Below are 19,802 nucleotides of genomic sequence, written 5' to 3' on the forward strand. Positions count from 1 at the left end.
CCTTTATAAGAAAATATGGGAGTTGGCATTTTGGCAAAAAGAGTGGTGCTGGAGCTAGGGCTCCAGCACCACCTTTGTCTACAGTCTGAAACGGCTGCCTACACGCAGCCGTTTTTTTCTGTCTGATCCAGCCATTCAGTGAGAAGGCGGATATATTTTTCATTGTCCTCCACAAAGCACATGTGACGGCACCCGTCGAAGAGCTCCCATCTTGCGTTCGGGATGCGGTCGTACATGGTCTTGGCGATGAGGGGTGTGCACAGGTCGTTCGTGCCGCTGATGATGAGGGCCGGGCATTTGATCCTCTCCAGCTTGTCCGTGTACTCCCAGCTTCCCAGGGATCCTGTGGGGTTGTACTCGTTGGGACCCCAGCCGTAGAGGTAGGCCTCCTTCCCGGATCTCTTGGGACGGGTCACACACTCCGGCGTGTCAGCGGAGGGAGAGTCGCAGTGGCGCTCCATGAAGCGGCTGTTGGCGGCCAGGTACTCCGGCGTGTCAAAGTTTCCGGTCCGCTCCGCCTCGGCGATGGCCTCCTGGTCCTCCTGGGAGAGGAAACGGATCATCCGGTGCTGCTCCTTTGCCCACAGACTGGCGGAGGAAAGGGTGCTGGAGAGAATGACAGAGGCGACGCCCTCCGGCTGGTAGTCGCAGAGATACTCAATGGCCAGCATGCCGCCCCAGGACTGTCCCAGCAGGTGCACCTGGTCAAGCCCCAGATGCCTGCGCAGTTCCATCAGCTCGTTGTCCCATGTCTTCTGGCACCACAGCTCCGGGTGCCCGTCCACATAGGAGTTCCCGCAGCCAAGCTGGTCGTAGGAGATGACGGCCCTGCCTGTATCCGCCAGAGCGTCCAGCACCTCAAAGTAATTGTGTGTGGAGCCCGGTCCGCCGTGGAGAAGGAGCAGAGGCTTCTTGCCGTCCCTGCACTCGCCGGCGATCCGGTAGTAGGTCTGATGGCCCAGATAGGGCATGTATCCTTCTGTGATCTTCATATAGTTTACCTCCTGAATTTTTTTCTGAATTTTCTTTATCTTATCTCATTGAAGGGCAGGCTTCTTACATAAAACCCGCTGCTTCTGACCAGTATATCATAAGGGGATTTTATTTGACAAGGCATGGATATGGGCATGTACTTCCCGATAAAGCCAATATTTTCAAGCCGCAATTTTTGAGTTTACAAACCTGGCTTTATATTGTAAAATAATATGGTCTGCGCCTGGTGTGCTTGTGCCGGCTGCCCTGCGCGGACAGACAGTGCATTTATACAAAACCACAATAATGGAGGCGAAAAAAGTCATGGATATAACCGAGAGAGTGCAGAAGCTGCATGAGATCATGCGGCAGAACAAGGTGGATATCTACATCGTGCCCACGGCTGATTTTCATCAGAGCGAGTATGTGGGAGAGTATTTCAAGATGAGAGAATTTCTCACTGGCTTTACCGGATCAGCGGGCACGGCCGTCTTTACAGCGGACGAAGCTTACCTCTGGACGGACGGCAGATATTTTATCCAGGCTGCAAAGGAGCTGGAGGGGACGCCGGTCAGACTCATGAAGATGGGCGAGCCCGGAGTGCCTGACATAGAGCATTTCTTAAGCGCCAGTCTTCCCGAGGGGGGCGTCATTGCCTTTGACGGAAGGTGTGTTTCCCTGGGCGACGGCAAGCTCTACGAGCAGATTGCCGCGAGCAAGCAGGGCTCTGTCTCCTGCGAAAGGGATCTGGCGGCGGACATCTGGAAAGACCGTCCGGCCCTGTCAGAGGAGCCGGTGTGGGAGCTTGCGCTTCAGTACGCAGGCGAGGACCGCGGCTCAAAGCTTGAGAGGATCCGCAGATCCATGGAGGAGGCGGGAGCGGACTGCCATATACTGACCACGCTGGACGATATATGCTGGACGCTGAACATCCGCGGAAACGACATCGAATTTTTCCCGCTGGTGCTGTCCTACGCAGTCATCAGGATGGACCGGATGGATCTCTATGTGGATGAGTCCAAATTCTCTGATGAGCTGAGGGAGAAGCTGGAGAAGGACGGCGTTGTCTTCCACCCCTACAATGACATCTATGAGGATGTGAAGAAGCTGGATGAAGGCGGAACTGTCCTCATCGACCCGGCAAGGCTGAACTACGCGCTCTGGAAAAACATTCCCCGCAAGACGGGAAAAGTGGAGATGCGCAACCCGGAGATCCTTTTCAAGGCAGTCAAAAATCCCACAGAGATTGCCAATATCCGCAAGGCGCAGCTCAAGGACAGCGTTGCCCATGTCAAATTTATGAAATGGGTCAAGGAGAACTACGACAAAGAGGTGATCACAGAGCTGAGCGCTTCACAGAAGCTGGATGAACTGCGGGCACAGCAGGGGAATTTTATCCGGCCCAGTTTTGAACCCATCGTATCCTTTGGCGAGCACGGGGCCATCGTGCACTACACATCCTCGCCGGAGACAGACGTGCGCCTGGAGGGCGGAAGCTTTCTTCTGACAGACACAGGCGCGGGCTTTTATGAGGGATCTACCGATATCACGAGAACCTACGCACTGGGCGACGTGACAGATAAGATGAAGGAGCACTTTACGCTGACAGCCATCAGCAACCTTCAGCTTGCATCGGCAAAATTTTTATACGGCACTACCGGGATGACACTGGACATGCTTGCCAGAAAGCCATTCTGGGACAGGAACCTGAACTTTAACCACGGGACGGGCCACGGGGTCGGCTATCTTCTGAACATACACGAACCGCCGACAGGCTTCCGCTGGCAGTTCCGGGCAGGAGAGATCCAGCCCTTCGAGGATGGCATGGTGATCACAGACGAGCCTGGCATCTACCTGGAGGGAGAATATGGGATCCGACTGGAAAATGAGCTGCTGACACGAAAGGGAACCCGGAACGAGTACGGGCAGTTCATGTATTTTGAGACCATCACATTCGTCCCGATGGACCTGGATGCCATCCTGCCGGATATGATGACAGAAGAGGAGAGACATCTTCTGAACACCTACCACAGCGCAGTGTACGAGAAGGTTTCCCCCTTCCTCGACGAGGAGGAGCGGGCATGGCTTCAGAAGTACACAAGAGCCGTGTAGGAAATAATAGTAGAGAGGAAACTTCAAAATGGAACAGACAGCAAAAAGAAAAAAACCCTTTGGTTTCTATGTCTGCGCGCTCGGCTTTACCTTTGAGCGTCTGGCATTTTACACCATGAAATATCTTCTGGCGATCTGGATCGCCACAGAGGCAATGCAGGGCGGACTCGGGCTTACCGACTCCGAGGGAACATTTATCTCCGCCGTGTTCGTGGCCGGAACCTACATCACACCCATCGTGGGCGGATGGATCGCCGACTACTGGCTGAGCCCCCGCATCTGCGTGCCGGCAGGTATGATCCTGATGGGCCTTGGCTATGTGTGCGCATGGCAGGCTGACTCCCTCACTATGGTGTGGGTCATGATCATACTGGTTGCCATCGGTACAGGTCTTTTCAAGGGAAACCTGTCCGGTATCAACGGACTTTTATTCCACGACCAGGAGGAGCTGAACAATGCATTCTCCATCCAGTACTCCTTTGTAAACATCGGAAGCTTTATCGGAACAACCTTTATCGCCATGCTTCCCATCTCAGGACTCTTTGGCCTGAAGCTGCCCTTTAACACCGTATTCCTGATCTGCGGCATCTTCCTCTTCATCGATGCCATCTGGTTCATCGCAAACCAGAGAGCGCTGGGAGAGGCGGGAAAGAAGCCCTTCAAGCATGATCAGAGAGAGTTCGTGGACAAGGCGAAGGCGGAAAAGGCAGAGAGCGCTCCCCTGACAAAGAGCGACTGGAAACGCATCATTGCGGTTATCCTTGTGACCCTGTTCTCTGTTGTGTTCTGGATGGTGTGGTATCTTGCCTACTATCCGGCCTATTTCTACTTTGGATGGGGCGACGGCGCTTCCTATCTGAACCACGCCAACTGGATGATCGGCTCCTTCCAGGTGCCCACATCCTGGTTTGACTCCATGAACGCCATCACCTGCATCATTCTGGGACCGGTGTTCGCTGTGGTGTGGGACAAGATGGCCAAGCGTCCGAAGGGCGATATGAGCATGTTCAAGAAGACAGCTCTGGGCATGATCCTTGTGGGTGTTGCCTTTGTTGTCATGGTACTGGCGGACATCATCAGAGGAGACGGCCAGTGCTCACTTGTCTGGATCGCCATGGTGGCTGTTCTCATGTCTGTGGGCGAGATGATCTTCTCACCTCTGGGGAACTCCTTCATCACAAAGATCGCGCCGGCCAAGGCCATGGGAATTCTTCTTGGCTTCTGGCCCATCGCCGTGTTCTTTGCACAGATGATCTATCCGCCGCTCTACGACTTCCTGAAGACCGTTCCCTTCCAGATGGGATACGGCGTCCTGGCAGCGGTTGTCATTGTTCTGGGAGTGATCCTGTGGGCATGCAGCGGCAAGCTGGACAAGCTGGAGCAGGAGTAATATCATAAGTAAGAGACCGACTGTTTTTGGCGGACATTTTGCCGGGGAGCTTCCCCGGCATGTGTAAAATATATAGAGAGGTGTGCATATCATGAACGAGGGAAGAACTCAGAAAATTTTAAAGGCAATGGAAGAAAACAAGATTCCCCAGATGATCATCTCTGATCCGGTAGCGATCTTCTACCTGACAGGAAAGTGGATCCATCCGGGCGAGAGGATGCTGGCTCTGTACCTGAATGTAAAGGGGAACCACAAGCTGGTCATCAACAAGCTGTTCCCCCAGGAGAAGGATCTGGGCGTTGAGCTTGTGTGGTACGATGACGTGGAGGACGCCGTGGAGATCCTGAGCCGCTACGTGGACAAGGACGCTGTCATGGGCGTGGACAAGAACTGGCCCGCCAGATTTCTTCTCCGCCTTCAGGAGCTGGGCGGCGGAAGCAGCTTTGTCAATGCTTCCTGGATCGTTGACCAGGTCCGCATGATCAAGGATGAGGAGGAGCAGGAGCTGATGCGGATCTCCTCCCGGATCAACGACGGCGTTATGGAGAAGGTCATCCCCCTTGTGGCAAAGGGAATGACAGAGATGGAGCTGGACCACAAGGTGCGGGAGATCTACAAGGAAGCCGGATGTGAGGGCGTGTCCTTTGATCCCATCACTGCCTACGGGAAGAACGGGGCAGATCCCCACCACGCCACAGACGATACAAAGGGCAAACGGGGTGACTGCGTAGTCATCGACATCGGCGGTTTCAAGGACAACTACGCTTCCGACATGACAAGAACCGTCTTCATCGGAGAGGTGTCAGACCGGGCAAGAGAGATCTACAACATCGTCCTGGAGGCCAACCTGCGGGGCATCGCGGCTGCAAAGCCGGGCAACCGGATGTGCGACGTGGACCTTGCCGCGAGAAATTACATCGAGGAGAAGGGCTACGGACAGTATTTTACGCACCGCACCGGACACTCCATCGGTCTGGAGGACCACGAGTTCGGCGACGTGTCATCTGTGAACACAGATATCATCAAGCCGGGCCAGTGCTTTTCCGTTGAGCCGGGCATCTATCTGCCGGAGGAGGGCATCGGTGTGCGCATCGAGGACCTTGTCCTGATCACAGAGGACGGCTGCGAGGTGCTCAACAGCTTTACAAAGGATCTGATCGTCGTACCGGAGGAGTAAGGATTTCTACTTGCGGACGGAAGCGACAGGATTTATAATAGTACAGTGAATACACACAGAGGGCAGGAACCGGGGGTTCTTTGTCCTCTTGTGACTATAAAGAAAAGGGACCTGTAAAATGGGAACAAACAACGAATTACTGCAGAAAATTGATGACGGATACGCGAGGTTCAGCAAGGGGCAGAAAAAGCTGGCTGACTACATCCGCAGAGACTATGACAAGGCCGCATTCCTCACAGCGGCGAAGATGGGCGAGGTGGTGGGGGTCAGCGAGTCCACAGTGGTCCGCTTTGCCACCGCTTTGGGCTATTCCGGCTACCCGGCCTTCCAGAAGGCGCTGGAGGAGATGGTGCGCACCCGGCTGAATTCCATCCAGCGCATGGAGGTGACTTACGGGCGTATCACCCAGGGGGAGATCCTGGAATCTGTCCTTCAGTCGGACATTGAGAAGATCAAGCTCACCATGGAGAACATTGACCATGAGGCCTTCGAGCTGGCGGTGGAGACTATCCTGAAGGCCAGGAAGGTGTATGTGGTGGGAATCAGGAGCTGCGCGCCCCTGGCCAGCTTCCTGAGCTTTTACCTCAATCTGCTCTGCGAGGATGTGACCCCTGTGAGCACCAACAGCTCCAGCGAGATCTTCGAGCAGCTCCTGCGCATCGGCGAGGAGGATGTGATCATCGGCATCAGTTTCCCGCGGTACTCCATGCGCACCCTGAAGGCGCTGGAATTCGCCAGCAACAGGAAGGCGAAGGTCATCACCCTGACAGACAGCATCCACTCCCCCATGAACCTCTACTCCTCCTGCAACCTGATCGCCAGGAGCGACATGGCCTCCATCGTGGACTCCCTGGTAGCCCCCTTAAGCGTTGTCAACGCCCTGGTGGTAGCCCTGTGCATGAAGAAGCAAAAAGAGGTGGTCTCCACCCTGGAGATGCTGGAGGAGATCTGGGACGAGTACCAGGTCTACAGCGGGGACGAACTGGACAAGGTGAGCGACAAGGTGGAGCTCTCCACGCCCGGAAGAAAGGAAGGCAAAGGGGAGGCAGATGAGTAAGGTTCTGATTATCGGCGCCGGCGCCGCCGGCATGTACGCGGCTGTGACAGCTGCCCGGGCGGGACATCAGGTCCACGTCTTTGAGAAAAATGACAAAGCCGGCAGAAAGCTTTTTATCACGGGAAAAGGGCGCTGCAACCTGACAAACGACTGCGACACAGAGGAACTGCTCCAGGCGGTCAAAAGCAATCGGAAATTTCTCTACAGCAGCTTTTACACCCACACAAACCAGGATGTGATCCGCTTTTTCCAGGACAATGGTATGCCTGTAAAGACGGAGCGAGGGGGTCGTGTCTTCCCCGCCTCTGACCACTCCTCAGATGTGATCCGCACTCTGGAGCGGCAGATGAGCAAATGGGGAGTCAGGCTCCACCTGGGGACAGAGGTGAGGGAGCTTCTGACAGAGGAGGGAAGGATAGCCGGCCTTCTCCTGGGGGACGGCACCCGGGAGACAGGAGACGCCTGCATCGTCGCCACCGGAGGCTTTTCCTATCCCCTGACCGGCTCCACCGGGGACGGCTACCGGTTTGCCCGGGAGGCAGGCCACAGCGTCACGGATCTTGTTCCCTCCCTCGTGCCGGTGGAGGCGAAAGAAAAGTGGGTGGGAGACCTGATGGGCCTGTCCCTGAGAAACATAGAGCTGACGGTAAAGGACGGGAAGAAGGAGCTGTACCGGGATTTCGGGGAAATGCTGTTCACCCATTTCGGTCTCAGCGGCCCGGTGGTACTTAGCGCTACCAGCGAGGTAGGGCCGCGGCTTGAGAAGGGGCCGCTCTCCTTCCACATCGATCTGAAGCCGGCTCTGACCCCGGAGCAGCTGGATCAGAGGATCCTGCGGGATTTCGGAGAGCAGAAGAACAGGCAGTTCAAAAATTCTCTCGGAAAGCTTCTCCCCGCCAAGCTGATCCCCGTGGTGGTGGGGCTGTCAGGCATTTCCCCGGAAAAGAAGATCCACGACATCTCCAGGGAGGAGAGAAGAGGGCTGGTCAGCCTTCTGAAGGATCTGACCGTGACGGCCGTGTCCCTGCGGAGCTGGAGCGAGGCCATCATCACAAAGGGCGGCGTCTCGGTGCGGGAGATAGACCCGGCCACTATGGAGTCGAAAAAGATAAAGGGACTCTATTTTGCCGGTGAAGTTCTGGATCTGGACGCGGTGACGGGAGGCTTTAACCTCCAGATCGCCTGGTCCACCGCCTATCTGGCGGGGAGCAGCATTCCCTAGCAGGAAAAAGAATTTTTACAGGAAAAGGAATGATATTATGGAACCAGTATATTATATGGAATACAGCGAGTCTTTTAAGATCGTAAACGAGATGTACACAGCCCTCTACAAATACAGGAACTCAAAGGCCTGGGGGCCCTTCAAGATCCAGGACATCAAGACAAGGGCTTACGAGGGCGCCAAGAAGCGGTGGGCAGAGCTGAAGAAGATCAGCCGGAAGGAGCGCCTTGTGAAGGTCAGCTTCTACGAGGACAGCTTCACCTGCGTGACAGGGGATGTCACCCAGGAATTCTCCTACGGGGAGATCGAGTGCATCTGCGAGACCGATACCACTCTTGCGCTGGTGGCGGACAAAAAGTGGAAGAAGGAGGGCTTTATCGCTCTGAAAAAAGGGAGCGTAAAGGGGAAGAGCCTTGCGGATCTGAAGGAATTTCTCCTGAAAAAATGCACAAAGGCAGGCGGCAGTATCAGACATCTCTAAAAGCGGAAGCGGACAGCCAACATGCGGCGAAAAAATATACAGGACAAGGAGCAAAGATATGGGTTACAGTATAGCGATCGACGGTCCGGCGGGGGCGGGAAAGAGCACCATCGCCCGGCTTGTGGCCAAAGAGAAGGGATTTATCTACGTGGATACAGGAGCCATGTACAGGGGGCTGGCGGTCCACTTCCTGAAGAAGGGCATACAGCCGGAGGACACGGAGAAGATCAAGGAGGCCTGCCGGGACGCCCAGGTTTCCATCGGCTATGAGGAGGGACAGCAGCAGGTCTATCTGAACGGCGAAAATATCACCTCCCAGCTGCGCCGGGAGGAAGTGGGCAATATGGCTTCAAAAAGCTCTGCCATCCCGGAGGTGAGAGAGAAGCTTCTCTCCCTGCAGCGGGATCTGGCCCGCAGGCAGAACGTGGTCATGGACGGCCGGGACATCGGCACCTGCGTCCTGCCGGACGCGGATGTGAAAGTCTACCTGACAGCCAGCAGCCGGACCCGGGCGAAGAGAAGATATGACGAGCTGACCGCCAGGGGAGTCCCCTGCGATCTGGAGCAGATCGAGCAGGACATCATCGAGCGGGACAGCCGGGATATGAACCGGGAGATCTCTCCTCTGCGCCAGGCTGAGGACGCGGTGCTGGTGGACAGCTCGGACATGACCATCAGGCAGGTGGCGGACGCCATCCTGGCTCTCTGCCGCTAGAGCCCCGCCGGGACTTTGAAACGACATATAATTACAATAAAATCAAAGATTTAGTTGAAATTATCTCGAAAAAGGGGTATGATATAAATGTTTTAGATACGATTTGCCGCACTGCAGACAGCGCGCAGATCATGCATGTAACAATACGTACTACATACAGACACTTGACGATTTTGATATGAATCAATTAAGGTCCGTGGAAACAGTAGGTATTACAGCAGGGGCATCCACGCCCAATAAAATAATTGAGGAGGTTCAAAATAATGTCAGAATTAACTTTTGAACAGATGTTGGAAGAGTCTTTTAAGACAATACGGAACGGGGAAGTGGTAGATGGTACAGTCATCGACGTAAAGCCTGATGAGATCATTTTAAATATAGGTTACAAGGCAGATGGCATCATTACGAGAAGCGAGTACACAAACGAGCCGAACGTGGATCTGACTACCATTGTGTCCCCTGGCGATACCATGACAGCAAAGGTGTTAAAAGTAAATGACGGAGAAGGTCAGGTGCTGCTCACTTATAAACGGCTTGCGGCCGAGAAGGGAAACGAGCGTCTCAGAGAGGCATTTGAGAACAAGGAAGTGCTGAAGGCTCCTGTTACTCAGATCCTGGGAGGCGGACTTTCCGTTGTGATCGACGAAGCCAGAGTATTTATCCCTGCAAGCCTGGTTTCCGACACCTATGAGAAAGACCTGAGCAAATATCAGGATCAGGAGATTGAGTTCGTCATCAGCGAGTTCAATCCGAGAAGAAACCGCATTATCGGCGACAGAAGACAGCTCCTTGTTGCCAGAAAGGCAGAGAAGCAGAAGGAACTTTTCGAGAAGCTACAGGTCGGCGACAGGATCGAAGGTACTGTGAAAAATGTGACAGATTTCGGCGCCTTTATCGATCTGGGCGGTGTGGACGGACTTCTCCACATCTCCGAGATGTCCTGGGGCAGAGTGGAGAACCCGAAGAAGGTATTCCAGGTTGGCGAGAAGGTGACTGTTCTCGTAAAGGATATCCACGACACAAAGATTGCCCTCAGCCTGAAGTTCCCGGAGACAAATCCCTGGGCCAACGCGGCAGAGGACTACGCTGTAGGAAAGATCATTACAGGCAGGGTTGCCCGCATGACAGACTTTGGCGCTTTTGTGGAGCTGGCTCCGGGTGTGGACGCGCTGCTTCACGTGTCACAGATTTCCAGAGCGCATGTCGACAAGCCGTCTGATGTCCTGACAGTGGGACAGGAGATCACAGCCAAGATCGTGGACCTCAACGAGGAGGAGAAGAAGATCAGCCTGAGCATGAAGGCTCTCGAGAACGCACAGCAGGCTGAGGAGGCTCCGGCTGAGGCAGAGGCTGAAGAGGAATAGATATATCCGGACATATCATTTCTTTTGAAATTATATAGCGAATTAAAAGATGGAGACTATGTTATAGTCTCTTTCTTTTCGTGTGAAGCATTGTTAAAAATGCGACAAGATGTACTTCGAAATATACAAAAAAAACGCCGGAAAACCTAGAAGAAACCGGTTTTTTCTTGTATAGTATATACAGATTATAGTAGGAAGGAAGGAAAAAAGAGATGGCATTGTTGACATTTAAGGGTGGTATCCACCCGGATGATGGCAAGAGCCTGGCAAAAGACAAGGCTATTGTCGAAGTTAAGCCAAAGGGAAACCTGGTTTATCCGCTTTCTCAGCATATTGGCGCCCCGGCTTCTCCCATCGTTGTAGTGGGCGATCATGTATTAAAAGGGCAGAAGATCGCGGAGGCCGGCGGATTTGTATCTGCCCCCATCTACGCCTCTGTCTCTGGTACAGTCAAGGCGATCGAGCCCCATTTCAACCCCACAGGGGCCAAGGTAAACTGCATTGTCGTTGAGAACGACGGCGAGTACGAGGAGGTTGAGTACGCTCCCGTAAAGCCTCTGGCCGATATGACCAAGGAAGAGATCCTAAACGCCATCGGTGAGGCCGGAGTTGTAGGTATGGGAGGCGCAGGCTTCCCCACAAGAGTGAAGCTCTCACCGAAGGAGCCGGAGAAGATCGACTATGTGATCGCGAACTGTGCGGAATGTGAACCATACATAACAGCGGACTACCGCAGAATGATGGAAACACCGGAGCTGCTCGTGGGCGGCATGAAGGTGGTTCTTTCACTGTTTGACAACGCAAAAGGTATTTTCGCGGTGGAGGACAACAAGCCGGACTGCATCGCCAAATTAAAGGAGCTTGTGAAGGACGAGCCCCGCATGGAAGTGATGGCGCTGAAGACAAAGTATCCGCAGGGCGCTGAGCGCCAGCTCATCTACGCCACCACGGGAAGGGCGATCAATTCCTCTATGCTCCCGGCCGACGCGGGCTGCGTTGTGGACAACGTGGAGACCATGATCAATATTTACCAGGCTGTCGTGAAGGGACTTCCCTCCATGGAGCGCATTGTGACAGTCAGCGGAGACGCTGTGAACGAGCCGGGCAACTTCAAGGTCCTGTTTGGCACAAACCAGGCGGAGCTTGTGGAGGCAGCCGGCGGATTTAAGGGAGAGCCCAAGAAGGTGATCTCAGGCGGCCCCATGATGGGATTTGCCATGTTCACACTGGACACTCCTGTCACAAAGACTTCTTCCTCCATTCTCTGTCTTTCCAGAGACGCGGTGGCAGAATTTGAACCAACAGCATGTATCAACTGCGGAAGATGCGTAGACGCCTGTCCAAGCAGGCTCATCCCCTCCAGACTGGCAGACTACGCGGAGCACCACGATGAGGAGCAGTTCACAAAGCTGAACGGGCTGGAGTGCGTGGAGTGCGGATGCTGCAGCTATGTATGTCCTGCAAAGCGCCAGCTGAAGCAGTCTATTGGTTCTATGAGAAAGATCGCACTTGCGAACCGCAAGAAAAAGAAATAAAGATTTTAGAGAGGAAGAGGTGAACAAACGTGGAGAATTCATTTAATATTTCATCTTCACCACATATACGTTCCAAGGTGACCTCCGGCAATATCATGCTCATGGTAGTCATTGCGCTGCTCCCGGCAACCTTCTTCGGAGTGTACAACTTTGGACTGCCCGCCCTGATCATGATGGTCAGCACAACGGCGGCTTCTGTGCTTACAGAATTTATCTATGAGAAACTGATGCATAAAAAGGTCACAGTGGGAGACTTCAGTGCGGTTGTCACTGGTATGCTCCTTGGATTGAATATGCCGCCCACAGCCCCCTGGTGGATGGGCGCCCTGGGAAGCGTATTTGCAATCCTGATCGTAAAGCAGCTTTTCGGAGGACTGGGACAGAACTTCATGAACCCTGCTCTGGGAGCCAGATGTTTCCTTCTGCTTTCCTTCACAGGTCCCATGACAAGCTTCGTCTATGACGGCATCACAGGTCCGACTCCCCTTTCCTATGTAAAGAGCGGGGCGCTGGATCAGGTGAACACCATGGACATGCTCATTGGAACCATTCCGGGAACCATCGGTGAGACATCCGTGATCGCCATCGTCATCGGTGCGATCTTCCTGATTCTGATGGGAGTCATCGATCTGCGCATCCCGGGTACATACATTGTAACCTTCGTGATCTTTGTGGGAATTTTCGGCCATGTGGCACATCCGGAGATCGGATTTTTCGATCCCACCTACCTGACAGCCCACCTGTGCGGCGGTGGCCTTATGCTGGGCGCCTGGTTCATGGCGACAGACTACGTCACCTCCCCCATCACGAAGAAGGGACAGTACCTGTACGGCATCTGCCTCGGCGTTCTGACCGGCCTGTTCCGTATTTTCGGCGGGTCTGCTGAGGGCGTCTCCTACGCCATCATCATCAGTAACCTTCTGGTTCCGCTGATCGAGAAGGTTACTCTTCCAAAACCGTTTGGCAAAGGAGGAGAGAAATAATGAACAAGATCATAAAAAATACAATTATCCTTACAGTAATTACATTGGTTTCCGGACTTCTTCTGGGACTGGCCTATGAGGTCACAAAGGATCCCATTGCCCAGTCTGAAGAGAATGCCAAGAGAGAGGCCTGGCAGGCTGTGTTCCCGGACGCGGACCTTACTGCCTTTGAGGAGACGGATGTGGACACCGATGTGGCGGATCAGGTGATCGCTGATCTTGGCATTGACGCCACAATCGATGAGGTCTGCACAGTGGACGGCGGCGACACCGGCTATGTTATCACTGCCACAGACAGCGAGGGATACGGCGGCGACATTCAGGTTGTTGTGGGCATCACAGCGGACGGCACGGTGAGCGGTATTTCCTTCCTGTCCATCAGCGAGACCGCGGGTCTTGGAATGAACGCCCAGAACGAGTCCTTCTACGGCCAGTATGTAGGTGTACAGACAGACCATTTCTATGTATCTAAAGACGGCGGCGAAGGCGAGCCAATCGATGCCATCAGCGGCGCCACCATTACATCAAGGGCAGTGACAGGTGCGGTGAACGCGGCACTTGGTTACTTCCAGAATGAGTTTTAGGAGGTAGTTGAGATGAATGAATGTGGCGAGAGACTGAAAAATGGTCTTATTGATGAAAATCCTATCTTTGTCCTGATGCTCGGCATGTGTCCCACACTTGCTGTCACAACCTCAGCGACAAACGGTATCGGCATGGGGCTTTCCACGACATTCGTGCTTGTCATGTCCAACATGCTGATCTCCATGCTGCGAAAGATCATACCGGACTCTGTCCGTATGCCTGCGTTTATCGTAGTCGTGGCATCCTTTGTAACAGTTGTTGACTTTATGATGGAAGGCTTTACGCCTGCCCTCTATGATTCACTTGGAATTTATATTCCTCTGATCGTTGTAAACTGTATCATCCTGGGCCGCGCTGAGAGCTATGCCTCCAAGAATAAAGTGCTTCCCTCTATCTTTGACGGACTGGGAATGGGACTTGGATTTACAGTGGCCCTGATCGCCATCGGTATCGTCCGTGAGATCCTGGGCGCCGGACAGATCTTTGGATACCAGATTCTTCCTCTGGCTGACGCGGCTACAGGAAAAGCGGGCTATACACCCATTACCATCTTCATCCTTGCTCCGGGCGCGTTCCTCGTTCTTGCAGGTCTTGCCGCTCTCCAGAACAAAGTGAAGATCAACATGGAGAAGAAGGGCAAGGACGCATCCAAGATCCAGTCAGGCTGCGGCGCGGACTGCGCTACATGCGGCGGATGTCCTTCAGCAGCCGGAAAAGATAAAGAATAGGAGGGAAAACCATGGGAGATTTGATTTTAATTGCAGTTGGCTCTGCGCTCGTGAGCAACGTGGTGCTCAGCCAGTTCCTCGGTATCTGTTCCTTCCTCGGTGTCTCCAAGAAGACGGAGACAGCTGTCGGCATGGGCGGAGCCGTTATCTTTGTTATCACACTGGCCTCCTTGGTGGCAGGCCTTTTATACCAGTTCATCCTTCATCCGCTGGGCTTTGACTATCTGAACACGATCGTGTTCATCCTGGTCATCGCGGCGCTTGTGCAGATCGTGGAGATGTTCCTTAAAAAGTTCGTCCCCTCCCTCTACAATGCGCTGGGCGTTTATCTGCCCCTGATCACGACCAACTGCGCCGTGCTGGGCGTTGCCCTGAACAACGTGCAGGATGGCTACAACATCCTGGAGGGTGTTGTAAACGGCTTCGCAACTGGCGTCGGCTATCTGATCGCCATCGTTCTGCTGGCTGGTATCAGAGAGAAAATGGAATACAATGATATTCCGGAGTCCTTTAAGGGGATGCCGATTGTCCTTCTCACATCCACACTGATGGCGATCGCATTCTTCGGGTTCTCCGGACTGATATAGGAGGAAAAGAAAATGAGTATGACAGGAATTATCTTGGCTGCAGTCATTGTAGGCGGTACTGGGTTATTCATCGGTATTTTCCTCGGACTTGCGGACAAGCAGTTTGCAGTAGAAGTTGATGAGAAAGAAGAGCAGATCCTGGGCGTGCTGCCGGGCAACAACTGTGGCGGCTGCGGTTACCCGGGATGCTCCGGACTGGCGGCGGCCATCTCCAAGGGAGAGGCTCCGGTAAACGCCTGCCCTGTGGGCGGCGCTCCGGTGGCAGCAAAGGTAGGCGAGATCATGGGCGTCGAGGCAGGAGAGCAGGTTCGTGAAGTGGCCTTCGTCAAATGCGCCGGCACCTGTGAGGTGGCAAAGCAGACATACAACTACAACGGATTACACGACTGCGTCATGATCAACATGATGCAGAACGGCGGCCCCAAGGCCTGTACCTTCGGCTGTCTGGGAGAGGGCTCCTGCGTGCAGGCATGTCCCTTTGACGCCATCCACGTTGTGGACGGCGTGGCTGTAGTGGACAAGGATGCCTGCAAGGCCTGCGGCAAGTGCGTGGCTGTCTGCCCGCGCCATCTGATCGAGCTTGTGCCCTACGAGCAGAAGCATCTTGTGCAGTGCAGCTCCAGAGACAAGGGCAAGGATGTCATGTCCGTGTGCTCCGTCGGATGTATCGGATGTAAGATGTGCGAGAGAGTCTGCGAGTTTGACGCAGTCAAGGTGACAGACAACATCGCCCACATCGATCCTTCCAAGTGTACAAACTGCGGAAAGTGCGCAGAGAAGTGTCCGAAGAAAGTGATACTGTAAAAATTTATGATAAGACATATCAGATCCAGTATAAAAATTTTCTGGGCGGATATGAGGAATGTAAAATGGGCGGTTATTTCGATAATCGCCTGTTTTCTGTTTCTCTATGTCCTGTTCGGCAGCATCTGTCCTGTGGCCTGTCTGACAGGTTTCCCCTGTCCGGCCTGCGGCCTGACCAGGGCGGGGATCAGTGTCCTCACTCTCCGCTTTGCGGATGCCTGGGAGCTGCAGCCTTTTATCTACCCGATTCTGCTGTGGCTGGCTGCCGCCGCTGTGCAGAGATACTTCTGCCGCAGGAGGCGACTCTCCGTGTGGCTCAAATGGGCAGGCGCTGTCCTCATCTGCGGGATGGCTGTCTTCTACGCTGTGTCCATGTACAGGTATTTCCCGGACAGGGCGCCCTACCTATATCATTCAGATAATCTCCTCCAAAAGATTGTCATTTACAGACAATTATGGTAAAATAACCGCAGATTGTTATATTTCTCAAGGAGGATGAACAAATGGATAATAACTACAACAATCAGCCGGACAACGGACAGGACAATACATACTCCGGGAGCGGAGACGGCGCCGGAAGCTCTCAGAGCCAGCCGGAGCAGCAGTACACAGACCCAAATGCAGGCTACAGCAGCACAGACTATAACGGTGCGGGCGGCACGGAGGGCGCTGGCAGCCAGGGACAGAGCGGGTACTATAATCAGAATGGGCAGACCCAGTACCAAGATCAGAGCCAGTATCAGTACCAAAACTACAATTACAGCCAGAATTATAACCAGAACGGCCAGAGCTATAATCAGAATTACAACCAGAACTACAACTCAAACTATAATCAGAACTACAATCAGCAGTACGGCGGAAACGGCTACAACCCGCAGCAGTACGGCGGTATGGACACAAGCCCCATGTCTATGGGTGACTGGGTGCTCACCATCCTGGCCCTGATGATCCCCTGCGCGGGCATCATCCTCTACTTTGTGTGGGCCTTTGGGAAGAACGGCAACATCAACAGGAGAAACTACTGCCGCGCGGCTCTCGTCATTGAGCTGGTGATCATTATACTCTCCATCATCGTGATGGTCATCTTCGGAGCGGCTCTCTTTACAGCCTATCCGTCATACGGATATTAATTTTTGAAAGTATGTAATCAGGAAACGGTCAGTCCCCACAGAGCTGGCCGTTTTTCATAAGCAGTATTGACAAGTAAACTTGGCAATGATATTCAAGATAGTCCAGACAGAGTCTCCAGCAGACATCATATCGCTGCTGTTTTGCACTTCTGGCCTGGGATTCGCCTATGAGGGACTGAAGCTGAACCAAAAACATTCTCTCATAGCCGGTATTGTACTGCTGATATTGTCTGCCTGCTTTTTCTATATATTTTGTATGGGGCTGTTCTATTTTGACGAACAGCAGATGTGAGAAGCCCCCTGTGTGAGAGACGCTGCAAAAGATAATGCCTCTCACGCAGGGAGCTTCTGTATTCACTGCCCCGCACGAGGGGCTTTTCTATTTCTGGAAATTGTTTGAGTAGGTGATCTGGTTGTCTATGTCCACGAACACAGCCTCCACATTATCAAGCTGATTGACAAGGGACAGCCCTTTCTCCGGCCCCAGCAAAAAGCAGGTGGTGCTCAGTGCATCCGCGGTGAGAGAGGAGTCCGTGATGATGGACACGCTGGCCAGGCCGTTGTTGCAGGGATACCCGGAAGCCGGATCCAGAATATGGTGATACAGGGTGCCGTCCTTCTCAAAATACCGCTGGTAGGTGCCCGACGTGACGATGGATTTGTCATCGATCCGGACAGAGGTGAGAGGGATACCGCTCTCGTCAAAGGGCTTCTGTATGCCGATGTGGAAGGGGGAGCCGTCCGGCTTGTCCCCTACTGCCAGCACATTTCCTCCCAGGTTGATGAGGGCGTGGTGGACACCTTCCCCCTTCAGGTAATCCTTCAGCCTGTCGGCTATGTATCCCTTGGCAACGGCGCCCAGATCCAGAGCGGCAGCCGGATCCTGCAGGGTGACGGTGTTGCCCTCCACCACTACCTTTTTGTAGTCCACGTGGGTCAGTGCCGCGGCGATGGCAGCCGTGTCCGGCGGGGCCGGATCCTCGGACTTGAAATCCCACAGACTGGACACAGCGCCGATGGTGATGTCAAAGGCCCCGTTCGACAGCTTGCCGTAGTAGAGTCCCTTTTTGATCAGGGTGGCCGTGTCCGGGGACACCTCCACCGGGTTGCCCTGGGCGCTGTTGATCATGGAGACCTCGCTCTCCCCGTTAGTCCGGGAGAACATGACGTCATATTTCTGACAGAGCTTCTGGCATCCGTCCAGAATATCCTGATCTCTTGAGTCGTAGATCTGTACGGAGATCACGCTGTCAAAAAGGGTATCCGTGTATGTCATAGGCCCGGAGGAGACTGCCGCGCAGCCGGATGCCAAAAAGACAGAGACTACGGCGGCTCCCGCCAGGAACCGTATCTTTCGTAATTTCATAATTTTCCACCTCGTCTGTAAAATCGCGCCAAATTGCGCTTTTGCGCAATCATTATACCATAGCCACGGCAGGGGCCGCAACTGCTACCATACCCGAACATGCATCCGAACATGCTTGAGTTTCCGCAAACTGCAATAAAAAAATAGCTATGTCTACCCAAAGTACCAATCTGCCCATTTTTTGAGAGATTTAGAATGGCAGCACCGAGAGTAGAGGCACTTTTATAAGCCCCGCCGGAACCGGGCTTTGGGAGACATATACTTTTATCTATTCAGGCGGTCAGCTTAAGGCAGAGTTGACGGTATGTCGGACGCTTTGTCCTGTACCAGAGCCGGATGCCCTCTTTGGCATGTGACAGTATGCCGGAGATGCCTTTTGCCAGCCGGTAATAGCAGAAACTGACTTTTTCCTTGATCGGGTCTGCTTCCTGTATGATTGAAACTTTCAGGGCGTTTGTCTCAGGACTTAATTCTTCCTGAGCTAAAAATGCCATGGCTAAAGTAATATAAAAGTTAAGCGCATTAATGGCTTCCAGTTTCCTTACACGGAAATTTTCAAACTGATAGGTCTGCTTTTTACAACGGAAATATTCCTCGATCCGCCATCTGGAAAAATAAGTTCTGGCAATGCGGATCACATCATCCTTTGAACGGATCTCTTTGTTTGTAGCCAGCATCATGGGATGTTCCGTGATCCCATAGACCAGGACCAGATAAATATTTTTCCGGGAGGCAGTGATCTGAACTTTTACGTGGGAAAGATATGCGGTATGCTCTTTTCCCTTATAGAAAACATCCGCTTTTACTTTCCCTTTCCTCCGATTCTGCAGTTCCGTTGCCTTTGTCCATTTGTTGTGATAAAGAAGTTTCCGGTTGGATTTCAGGCGGATCACGTAATCCTGCTTCAGATGGTCGAGGATGAGAAAGATCTTATTGTCATCATAACCGCGGTCCATAACAAAGGTGGCCTTTCCGAAAAGAGCAGATGCCTGTTTGATCGCATCAAATGTGATGGTATTTACAGATTTATAGTCCTTCTCAACAGAAGAATGGATCATGGAAAAAACACTGACAGGATGCTTGTTGGCAGTCAGGACACAGGCCTCTGTTACATGGTATCCTTTTTTATAAACACTTTTCGTCTGTGTGCTTTCAGAACCATCGCGAACGATACCAAGAGCTTCAAACTGTTTTCCATCTGGTTTTACGATATCACTTTCATCAATGAGGACCACTGGTTCAGAGGGAACGAGTCTCTTTACGGTGTGGAGATAAGAAGCGGTAGCAGAAGCCGGCGTTCCTTCCGAAAGATGATTTGAAAGCCGTTTTACAGTATTCACCTTATGTACCGTTTCATGAAGCTGGTCGGAAATATCAGTGAGCAGACAGCTTCTGGATGCCAGAATGCCATAAACCATATCTGCTGTGAACTTCCGGTCTGGTTTCGAAAGTCTGCGGGAGATTTTATTTGTAAAAGTCAAAATTTTTCTTTTCAAACGGTAAGTAATTGATGTAGAATTAGCCATAAGGAATCCCCTTTCTTTTTTGTTTAGTAAGGTTTTTGTTTGGTAGCTTAATTTTACATCAAAAAGGA

General features: G+C 53.0%; 19 protein-coding genes and 1 pseudogene. 17 read left to right on the forward strand and 3 right to left on the reverse strand.

The window, feature by feature from the left end:
- Positions 1-98 precede the first annotated feature (98 nt).
- Positions 99-992, reverse strand: a complete 894-nt coding sequence (pepI, locus tag NI21_RS0105220) for a proline iminopeptidase (RefSeq protein WP_033125199.1) — start codon at positions 990-992, stop codon at positions 99-101.
- Between the two features lie 304 nt (positions 993-1,296).
- Between pepI and NI21_RS0105225 the strand changes: the two genes are divergently transcribed.
- The 17 genes and pseudogenes from NI21_RS0105225 (at position 1,297) to NI21_RS16320 (ending at position 16,842) form a co-directional block, all read left to right on the forward strand.
- Complete coding sequence (locus NI21_RS0105225; protein ID WP_033125200.1) at positions 1,297-3,084, forward strand: aminopeptidase P family N-terminal domain-containing protein; 1,788 nt, start codon at positions 1,297-1,299, stop codon at positions 3,082-3,084.
- Between the two features lie 28 nt (positions 3,085-3,112).
- Positions 3,113-4,474 (forward strand): peptide MFS transporter, encoded by a 1,362-nt coding sequence (locus NI21_RS0105230; RefSeq protein ID WP_033125201.1) that lies wholly within the window; start codon positions 3,113-3,115, stop codon positions 4,472-4,474.
- Positions 4,475-4,565: 91 nt separating this feature from the next.
- Positions 4,566-5,651 carry a Xaa-Pro peptidase family protein gene (locus tag NI21_RS0105235; protein ID WP_033125202.1) on the forward strand — a complete coding sequence of 362 codons (1,086 nt, stop codon included), beginning with the start codon at positions 4,566-4,568 and terminating at the stop codon, positions 5,649-5,651.
- Positions 5,652-5,769: 118 nt separating this feature from the next.
- Positions 5,770-6,708: a MurR/RpiR family transcriptional regulator gene (locus tag NI21_RS0105240; protein WP_033125203.1), complete on the forward strand. Its 939-nt coding sequence runs from the start codon at positions 5,770-5,772 to the stop codon at positions 6,706-6,708.
- A complete protein-coding gene (locus tag NI21_RS0105245) occupies positions 6,701-7,930 on the forward strand; it encodes an NAD(P)/FAD-dependent oxidoreductase (RefSeq protein ID WP_033125204.1) in 1,230 nt (409 codons plus the stop codon). The genes NI21_RS0105240 and NI21_RS0105245 overlap by 8 nt, the downstream gene beginning before the upstream one ends.
- A gap of 37 nt (positions 7,931-7,967) precedes the next feature.
- On the forward strand, positions 7,968-8,411 hold the full coding sequence (locus NI21_RS0105250; protein ID WP_147581168.1) for a YcxB family protein: 444 nt from the start codon (positions 7,968-7,970) through the stop codon (positions 8,409-8,411).
- 58 nt (positions 8,412-8,469) lie between these two features.
- Positions 8,470-9,126, forward strand: a complete 657-nt coding sequence (gene cmk / locus NI21_RS0105255; RefSeq protein ID WP_033125206.1) for a (d)CMP kinase — start codon at positions 8,470-8,472, stop codon at positions 9,124-9,126.
- Between the two features lie 17 nt (positions 9,127-9,143).
- A pseudogene (locus tag NI21_RS16315) lies at positions 9,144-9,409 on the forward strand (4-hydroxy-3-methylbut-2-enyl diphosphate reductase); the annotation flags it as partial.
- The gene (gene rpsA, locus NI21_RS0105260) at positions 9,390-10,490 is read left to right on the forward strand and encodes a 30S ribosomal protein S1 (protein ID WP_033125207.1); all 1,101 of its coding nucleotides are present in this window, start codon (positions 9,390-9,392) and stop codon (positions 10,488-10,490) included. The pseudogene NI21_RS16315 and the gene rpsA, both read left to right, overlap by 20 nt.
- A 212-nt stretch (positions 10,491-10,702) precedes the next feature.
- Positions 10,703-12,025: an electron transport complex subunit RsxC gene (rsxC, locus tag NI21_RS0105265; RefSeq protein ID WP_033125208.1), complete on the forward strand. Its 1,323-nt coding sequence runs from the start codon at positions 10,703-10,705 to the stop codon at positions 12,023-12,025.
- Positions 12,026-12,054: 29 nt separating this feature from the next.
- Complete coding sequence (locus NI21_RS0105270) at positions 12,055-13,008, forward strand: RnfABCDGE type electron transport complex subunit D (RefSeq protein ID WP_033125209.1); 954 nt, start codon at positions 12,055-12,057, stop codon at positions 13,006-13,008.
- Positions 13,008-13,592: an RnfABCDGE type electron transport complex subunit G gene (locus tag NI21_RS0105275; protein WP_033125210.1), complete on the forward strand. Its 585-nt coding sequence runs from the start codon at positions 13,008-13,010 to the stop codon at positions 13,590-13,592. The genes NI21_RS0105270 and NI21_RS0105275 overlap by 1 nt, the downstream gene beginning before the upstream one ends.
- Before the next feature lie 12 nt (positions 13,593-13,604).
- A complete protein-coding gene (rsxE, locus tag NI21_RS0105280; RefSeq protein WP_033125211.1) occupies positions 13,605-14,321 on the forward strand; it encodes an electron transport complex subunit RsxE in 717 nt (238 codons plus the stop codon).
- A gap of 11 nt (positions 14,322-14,332) precedes the next feature.
- A complete protein-coding gene (locus tag NI21_RS0105285; RefSeq protein WP_033125212.1) occupies positions 14,333-14,908 on the forward strand; it encodes an electron transport complex protein RnfA in 576 nt (191 codons plus the stop codon).
- Positions 14,909-14,920: 12 nt separating this feature from the next.
- On the forward strand, positions 14,921-15,712 hold the full coding sequence (locus tag NI21_RS0105290; RefSeq protein ID WP_033125213.1) for an RnfABCDGE type electron transport complex subunit B: 792 nt from the start codon (positions 14,921-14,923) through the stop codon (positions 15,710-15,712).
- 51 nt (positions 15,713-15,763) lie between these two features.
- Positions 15,764-16,174 carry a DUF2752 domain-containing protein gene (locus NI21_RS0105295; RefSeq protein WP_191493258.1) on the forward strand — a complete coding sequence of 137 codons (411 nt, stop codon included), beginning with the start codon at positions 15,764-15,766 and terminating at the stop codon, positions 16,172-16,174.
- 41 nt (positions 16,175-16,215) lie between these two features.
- Positions 16,216-16,842 (forward strand): hypothetical protein, encoded by a 627-nt coding sequence (locus NI21_RS16320; RefSeq protein ID WP_081957984.1) that lies wholly within the window; start codon positions 16,216-16,218, stop codon positions 16,840-16,842.
- Between the two features lie 379 nt (positions 16,843-17,221).
- Here the strand turns inward: NI21_RS16320 and NI21_RS0105310 are convergent, their stop codons facing one another.
- On the reverse strand, positions 17,222-18,208 hold the full coding sequence (locus NI21_RS0105310) for an FAD:protein FMN transferase (RefSeq protein WP_033125216.1): 987 nt from the start codon (positions 18,206-18,208) through the stop codon (positions 17,222-17,224).
- Between the two features lie 272 nt (positions 18,209-18,480).
- Entirely contained in the window at positions 18,481-19,734 is a 1,254-nt protein-coding gene (locus tag NI21_RS16325; protein WP_197052605.1) for a transposase, read from the reverse strand.
- Positions 19,735-19,802 lie beyond the last annotated feature (68 nt).

Source organism: Eubacterium sp. ER2 (assembly GCF_000765215.1).
Taxonomy (GTDB): domain Bacteria; phylum Bacillota; class Clostridia; order Lachnospirales; family Lachnospiraceae; genus Claveliimonas; species Claveliimonas intestinigallinarum.

What these genes read in the sequence shown, in the direction of transcription:
- rpsA (WP_033125207.1), top strand. Translation starts at nt 9,390, where the DNA reads ATGTCAGAATTAACTTTTGAACAGATGTTGGAAGAGTCTTTTAAGACA.
- NI21_RS0105250 (WP_147581168.1), top strand. Translation starts at nt 7,968, where the DNA reads ATGGAACCAGTATATTATATGGAATACAGCGAGTCTTTTAAGATCGTA.
- NI21_RS0105310 (WP_033125216.1), bottom strand. Translation starts at nt 18,208, where the DNA reads ATGAAATTACGAAAGATACGGTTCCTGGCGGGAGCCGCCGTAGTCTCT.
- cmk (WP_033125206.1), top strand. Translation starts at nt 8,470, where the DNA reads ATGGGTTACAGTATAGCGATCGACGGTCCGGCGGGGGCGGGAAAGAGC.
- NI21_RS16325 (WP_197052605.1), bottom strand. Translation starts at nt 19,734, where the DNA reads ATGGCTAATTCTACATCAATTACTTACCGTTTGAAAAGAAAAATTTTG.
- pepI (WP_033125199.1), bottom strand. Translation starts at nt 992, where the DNA reads ATGAAGATCACAGAAGGATACATGCCCTATCTGGGCCATCAGACCTAC.
- rsxE (WP_033125211.1), top strand. Translation starts at nt 13,605, where the DNA reads ATGAATGAATGTGGCGAGAGACTGAAAAATGGTCTTATTGATGAAAAT.
- NI21_RS16320 (WP_081957984.1), top strand. Translation starts at nt 16,216, where the DNA reads ATGGATAATAACTACAACAATCAGCCGGACAACGGACAGGACAATACA.
- NI21_RS0105275 (WP_033125210.1), top strand. Translation starts at nt 13,008, where the DNA reads ATGAACAAGATCATAAAAAATACAATTATCCTTACAGTAATTACATTG.
- NI21_RS0105290 (WP_033125213.1), top strand. Translation starts at nt 14,921, where the DNA reads ATGAGTATGACAGGAATTATCTTGGCTGCAGTCATTGTAGGCGGTACT.
- NI21_RS0105225 (WP_033125200.1), top strand. Translation starts at nt 1,297, where the DNA reads ATGGATATAACCGAGAGAGTGCAGAAGCTGCATGAGATCATGCGGCAG.
- NI21_RS0105240 (WP_033125203.1), top strand. Translation starts at nt 5,770, where the DNA reads ATGGGAACAAACAACGAATTACTGCAGAAAATTGATGACGGATACGCG.
- NI21_RS0105235 (WP_033125202.1), top strand. Translation starts at nt 4,566, where the DNA reads ATGAACGAGGGAAGAACTCAGAAAATTTTAAAGGCAATGGAAGAAAAC.
- NI21_RS0105295 (WP_191493258.1), top strand. Translation starts at nt 15,764, where the DNA reads ATGAGGAATGTAAAATGGGCGGTTATTTCGATAATCGCCTGTTTTCTG.
- NI21_RS0105230 (WP_033125201.1), top strand. Translation starts at nt 3,113, where the DNA reads ATGGAACAGACAGCAAAAAGAAAAAAACCCTTTGGTTTCTATGTCTGC.
- NI21_RS0105285 (WP_033125212.1), top strand. Translation starts at nt 14,333, where the DNA reads ATGGGAGATTTGATTTTAATTGCAGTTGGCTCTGCGCTCGTGAGCAAC.
- rsxC (WP_033125208.1), top strand. Translation starts at nt 10,703, where the DNA reads ATGGCATTGTTGACATTTAAGGGTGGTATCCACCCGGATGATGGCAAG.
- NI21_RS0105245 (WP_033125204.1), top strand. Translation starts at nt 6,701, where the DNA reads ATGAGTAAGGTTCTGATTATCGGCGCCGGCGCCGCCGGCATGTACGCG.